3 protein-coding genes are annotated in these 4,801 nt (G+C 54.6%); all 3 read left to right on the top strand.

The annotated features are described in order from the left end of the window. Window positions 1-118 precede the first annotated feature (118 nt). The 3 genes from WH50_RS25745 (at window position 119) to WH50_RS27205 (ending at window position 4,765) form a co-directional block, all read left to right on the top strand. Window positions 119-1,795, top strand: a complete 1,677-nt coding sequence (locus WH50_RS25745) for a chemotaxis protein CheA (RefSeq protein WP_110190340.1) — start codon at window positions 119-121, stop codon at window positions 1,793-1,795. A 68-nt stretch (window positions 1,796-1,863) separates the two neighbouring features. Continuing rightward, window positions 1,864-2,385 (top strand): chemotaxis protein CheW, encoded by a 522-nt coding sequence (locus tag WH50_RS25740; protein WP_243410283.1) that lies wholly within the window; start codon window positions 1,864-1,866, stop codon window positions 2,383-2,385. 19 nt (window positions 2,386-2,404) lie between these two features. Next, window positions 2,405-4,765 (top strand): methyl-accepting chemotaxis protein, encoded by a 2,361-nt coding sequence (locus tag WH50_RS27205; protein WP_110190338.1) that lies wholly within the window; start codon window positions 2,405-2,407, stop codon window positions 4,763-4,765. Window positions 4,766-4,801: the final 36 nt, after the last annotated feature.

Here is a 4,801-nt window from a genome sequence, read left to right as displayed (position 1 = left end):
TCAAGGATATCGGTGACTACCTGATGAGCTATTACAACGAACAGAGGCCTCATTGCCACAACGGTGGTTTAACCCCGGTGATGAGGGAAAAAGAAGCTAAGAAGCTGTCCGGAAATAGTTGACCACTACACTGCGTGGTCTGGGAGCGCTGACCTTTGAGGAGGTGGCTCTCAATCTGCCCGATCTCGACGGATTTGACCCGGAAACAATCTATCTCGCCTGGCACATGACATTGCAGAGTGACTGTAGTGAAGCCGACATTCGCGAGATTTTTGAGTGGGTAGAAGATGACTGCCTGCTGAATATCCATCGCATTGGGGCTGATCTGACAGCCCAGGCAGCGGATGTTCCATCCGCCACTGATACGACTTCCCCTGATCTTGCTTCCTCCACTGTCAGTGCTGCTGCGGATACATCGGCTTCGTTACCTGCCGCAGAAACAGCTTCTATAAGCCAGACTCCCGCTTCAAACAAAGCTGCGCCATCTTCAGCCACTGAGTCGAATGTACTTTCCGATGCAGACAAGCTGAGTCAGGCACTCAAGGCCAAGACCTTCACTGCTGCCAAGGTGGATGCTGGCGGTTCGGTCAGGGTCGCTATCGACAAAGTCGATACCCTGATCAACCGCGTGGGAGAACTGGTCATTACCCAGTCTATGCTCAGTCAGATCAGCCATGACATGGCTGATCTTGAACATCCGGCACTGGAGAAAATGCGTGCAGGGCTGGCCATGCTTGAGCGCAATATGCGTGATCTGCAGGAAGAGGTCATGCGCATTCGTATGTTGCCAATCGGCTCGGTATTCAATCGCTTTCCACGTCTGGTACATGATGTCAGCCGCCAGCTGGGCAAGCGCATCGAGTTGCGTATGCAGGGCGAGCACACTGAGCTGGACAAAACGGTGCTGGAGAAGATCGGCGACCCGCTGGTGCACCTGATTCGTAATGCCCTTGATCATGGTCTGGAAACGCCGGAAGAACGTGAAGCGGCAGGCAAGTCCCCCGTGGGTCTGGTTGAGCTGAGTGCTTTCCATCTGGGCGGACACATCATGATTGTCATCAAGGATGACGGTCGCGGCCTGAATACCAGGCGGATTCGCGAAAAAGCGATCGAGAAAGGGCTGGTTGGCGTGGATCAGGTGCTGTCTGACCATGAACTCAAACACCTGATTTTTCTGCCCGGATTCTCTACCGCCAATACCGTCAGTGACCTGTCGGGCCGCGGTGTGGGGATGGATGTGGTAAAGCGCAACATCGAAGCGCTGGGCGGTGATCTCAACCTGCAATCTGAGCTGGGTCATGGCACCAGCATTCATATCCGATTGCCGCTGACACTGGCCATCATGGACGGGCAGCTGGTGAGAGTGAACGATCAGATCTACATCATTCCCCTGATCTCCATCGTTGAGTCTATCCAGATCGACAACAAGGCCGTCAAGAATATTGCCGGGCAGGATTGTCTCTATCATTTCCGTAATGAATACATCCCGCTGGTGGATATCAGCCTCTGCTTTGGTCTGGGTCTCTATAAAAAGCAGCAAGACCCCTTGCTGGTCGTAGTGGATGCAGGCGGGCGCAAATTTGGGCTACTGGTCGATGAGCTGCTCAGTCAACAGCAGGTGGTGCTGAAAAATCTGGAGAGCAACTTCAAGAAAGTTTCAGGGATTGAGGGAGCCACCATTCTGGGTGACGGCAACGTCGCTCTGATCATTGACATCCCCGGTCTTTGTCGGGCCGCACTGGATGGCAGTACGGCATCAGAGCATGGGGCCACGTACGGCAAAGTAGTGGCCTGACAGGGATGCGTTCAACGAAGTAAAGCCAGAACGATGGGGTTTGGGGTGAATAAAGGGAGAAATGATAGATGTCAGCCGTGCCTGAAATGGCCCGTCACCGGGACCGTGAGATTGATGCCATGAATGCTGAACTGGAGCAGTTCCTCACCTTCCTGCTGGCTGACGAGGAATATGCCGTCGATATCCTGCGGGTGCAGGAAATCCGGGTATGGACGCCAGTGACTCGCATACCCAATAGCCCTCCCTATCTGAAAGGGGTGTTGAACCTGCGCGGCACCATCATCCCCGTCATCGATTTACGCTGTCGGTTTGCCATGGCGCAGCGGGACTACGGTCCGCAAACCGTGGTGGTGGTAGTCAAAGTCATGAGTGACAACCTGCAGCGCACCATGGGCATTGTGGTGGATTCAGTAGAAGAAACCTTCGCGGTTACGCGAGAGCACATCATGGCTGCTCCCCATGTGGGCAGCAACATCGATGCAGAGTTCGTGCGTGGTCTGATTTCCATCGACAAGAAGATGATTGTTTTGCTTGATGTCGACAGGCTGCTCAACTCTGACGAACTGGCAATAGAACATATAACAGAATGACCTCAGTGGAGCTGCCGTCATGAAAGTAAACATGCCGATTACGGACAACGAAGTAAGACTGAAAGACGGTGAGGAGCTTGTCACAAAGACTGATCTGAAAGGCACCATTACCTACGTAAATCCTGCTTTTATTCAGATCAGTGGCTTCAGCGAAGAGGAACTTCTTGGCCACAACCATAACGTCGTCCGTCACCCGGATATGCCGCAGGCGGCCTTCAAGGATCTGTGGGACACCCTGAAGCTCGGCCGCCCCTGGAACAAACTGGTCAAAAACCGCTGCAAGAACGGTGACTATTACTGGGTCAAGGCAAACGTCACACCCATTACCCGTGATGGCAAGGTGGTGGAGTACATGTCTGTCCGTACGCTTCCAAGCGCCGAAGAGGTTGCTGCAGCGGAAAGACTGTATGAGCAGCTCAACAAGAACACGGCTTCGCTGGTGGCGCCCGGCACCATTCCTACCCGGCAGCTGCAGGCAAAATGGTCTTCGTTGCTGATCAGTGCGGTATTGGTCTCTGTCGTGGTGGGCGGGGGGATACTTTTCGTCGCGCCGATGTGGGTGGAAGTGGGACCACTGCTGGGCTTGTTAATTATGGCCATTGGCGGTACCCGTCTGCTTAAACAGCAGGTTATAGCACCTATGGAGCAAACCATTAGCGCTATTCATAACGTGATGGAGGGAGTCTATCACACGCCTATCGATATAGACCGGCCGGGTGAGTTTGGGCAGTTGAACCGCGCTGTGAAGTCCCTTGGTATCAAGCTCGGCTTTGAACTGAACGATGCCAGAGAGCGAGCGGGCCAGTCTCTGCGTATCAAACAAGCATTAGACAACGTGACCTCCAGCGTCATGCTGGCAGACAACGACGGCAATATTATCTATTTCAATGACGCTACCCGCGATCTGCTGAAGAATGCCGAATCGGCCATTCGCACAGAACTGCCCCATTTTGATGTGGCCAGCCTGAAAGGGCAGAACTTTGATGTTTTCCACAAAAATCCGGCGCACCAGCGTGGAGTCTTGTCTCGCATGACCACTACTTATCGTGCTCGTATCACGGTAGGTGGACGTACTTTTGCCCTGATCGCCAACCCGGTGATGGACGACACTGGCAAGCGTCTGGGGTCCGTCGTCGAATGGCAGGATCTGACAGAGCAACTGCAGGCGGAGCAACAGATTGAGAATCTGATCAAAAAAGCCGTGGCCGGTAATTTCGAGGAGCGTCTGAATCCCAGCTTGTACAGCGGCTTTATGGCCAATGTCGCCACCGGCGTTAACACCCTGATGGACACCGTGGTAGAGCCCTTGATGGAGGTGAAACGGGTCCTGGTGGCGATGTCTCAGGGTGACCTTGAGCAACGCATGAAAGGTGATTTTCAGGGTGAGTTTGCTGATCTGGAAAACGCCCTGACGTCTTCGCTGGAACGCCTTGGCAGTCTGGCAAAAGACATTCGCCTCGCAGGCGATGCCATTACCTCGGGGGCATCGGAAATTGCCCATGGCAATGCCACCCTGTCACAACGTACCGAAGAACAGGCAGCCAGTATCGAGCAAACCTCTGCCAGCATGGAGGAAATGACCAGCACGGTTAAACAGAATGCTGATAACGCTCAGGAGGCCAGTCAGCTGGCCGCGGCGGCCAAGAAACTGGCAGAAGAGGGCGGCAATATTTCGGCTAAAGCGGTGTCGTCCATGGGGCTGATCAGCAAATCCTCCGCGCGCATTGCTGACATCATTGGCGTGATAGATGAAATCGCTTTCCAGACTAACCTGCTGGCGCTGAATGCGGCAGTGGAAGCAGCCCGCGCGGGCGAGCAGGGGCGCGGGTTTGCCGTCGTCGCTTCCGAGGTGCGCAGTCTGGCACAACGCAGTGCCAGTGCCGCTAAAGAGATCAAATCCCTGATCAACGAAAGCGTGCAGACCGTCAGTGAGGGCGCTGAATACGTGGATGAGTCAGGCAAGTCATTGCAGCGCATCATCGAGTCGGTCGAGCGTGTGTCACTGATCATTGGTGAAATAGCCATGGCCAGCCAGGAACAGGCCTCCGGTATCGGTCAGGTCAACGTGGCTGTAACGCAGATGGATGAGGGGACTCAGCAGAACGCTGCACTGGTAGAAGAAGTAGCAGCCGCATCAGAGTCCATGGCAGAACAGGCGAGGCAACTGCAGCAGCTGGTGAGCTTCTTCAAGGTCAGTGACGACGATGTCAGCAAACCTTCTACTCCACATCGACCTGTCGCTGCGGTGGCATCACCCGCTGCCAGTGCCAAAATGGCAGCACCCGCGGTCAGCCCGATCAAGGCCAAAGCCATTGTCAGCCCGGTGCGTAAATCCGCTTCAGGGGCGGTGGTGATGGGTGAGGAGTGGGAGGAGTTTTAACAGGTCGTTGAAAAGCTATCTGCGTTGCCGAATACC

Origin of the sequence: Pokkaliibacter plantistimulans, from assembly GCF_003194385.1 — a bacterium.
In the GTDB taxonomy this organism is placed as follows: domain Bacteria; phylum Pseudomonadota; class Gammaproteobacteria; order Pseudomonadales; family Balneatricaceae; genus Pokkaliibacter; species Pokkaliibacter plantistimulans.
The sequence above is the reverse complement of the archived record's forward strand: the minus strand, read 5'-3'. Positions and strand labels throughout refer to the sequence as shown.

Bases quoted from the DNA above. Each gene is read 5' to 3' on its own strand.
- WH50_RS25740 (WP_243410283.1), top strand. From the start codon at position 1,864: ATGTCAGCCGTGCCTGAAATGGCCCGTCACCGGGACCGTGAGATTGAT.
- WH50_RS27205 (WP_110190338.1), top strand. From the start codon at position 2,405: ATGAAAGTAAACATGCCGATTACGGACAACGAAGTAAGACTGAAAGAC.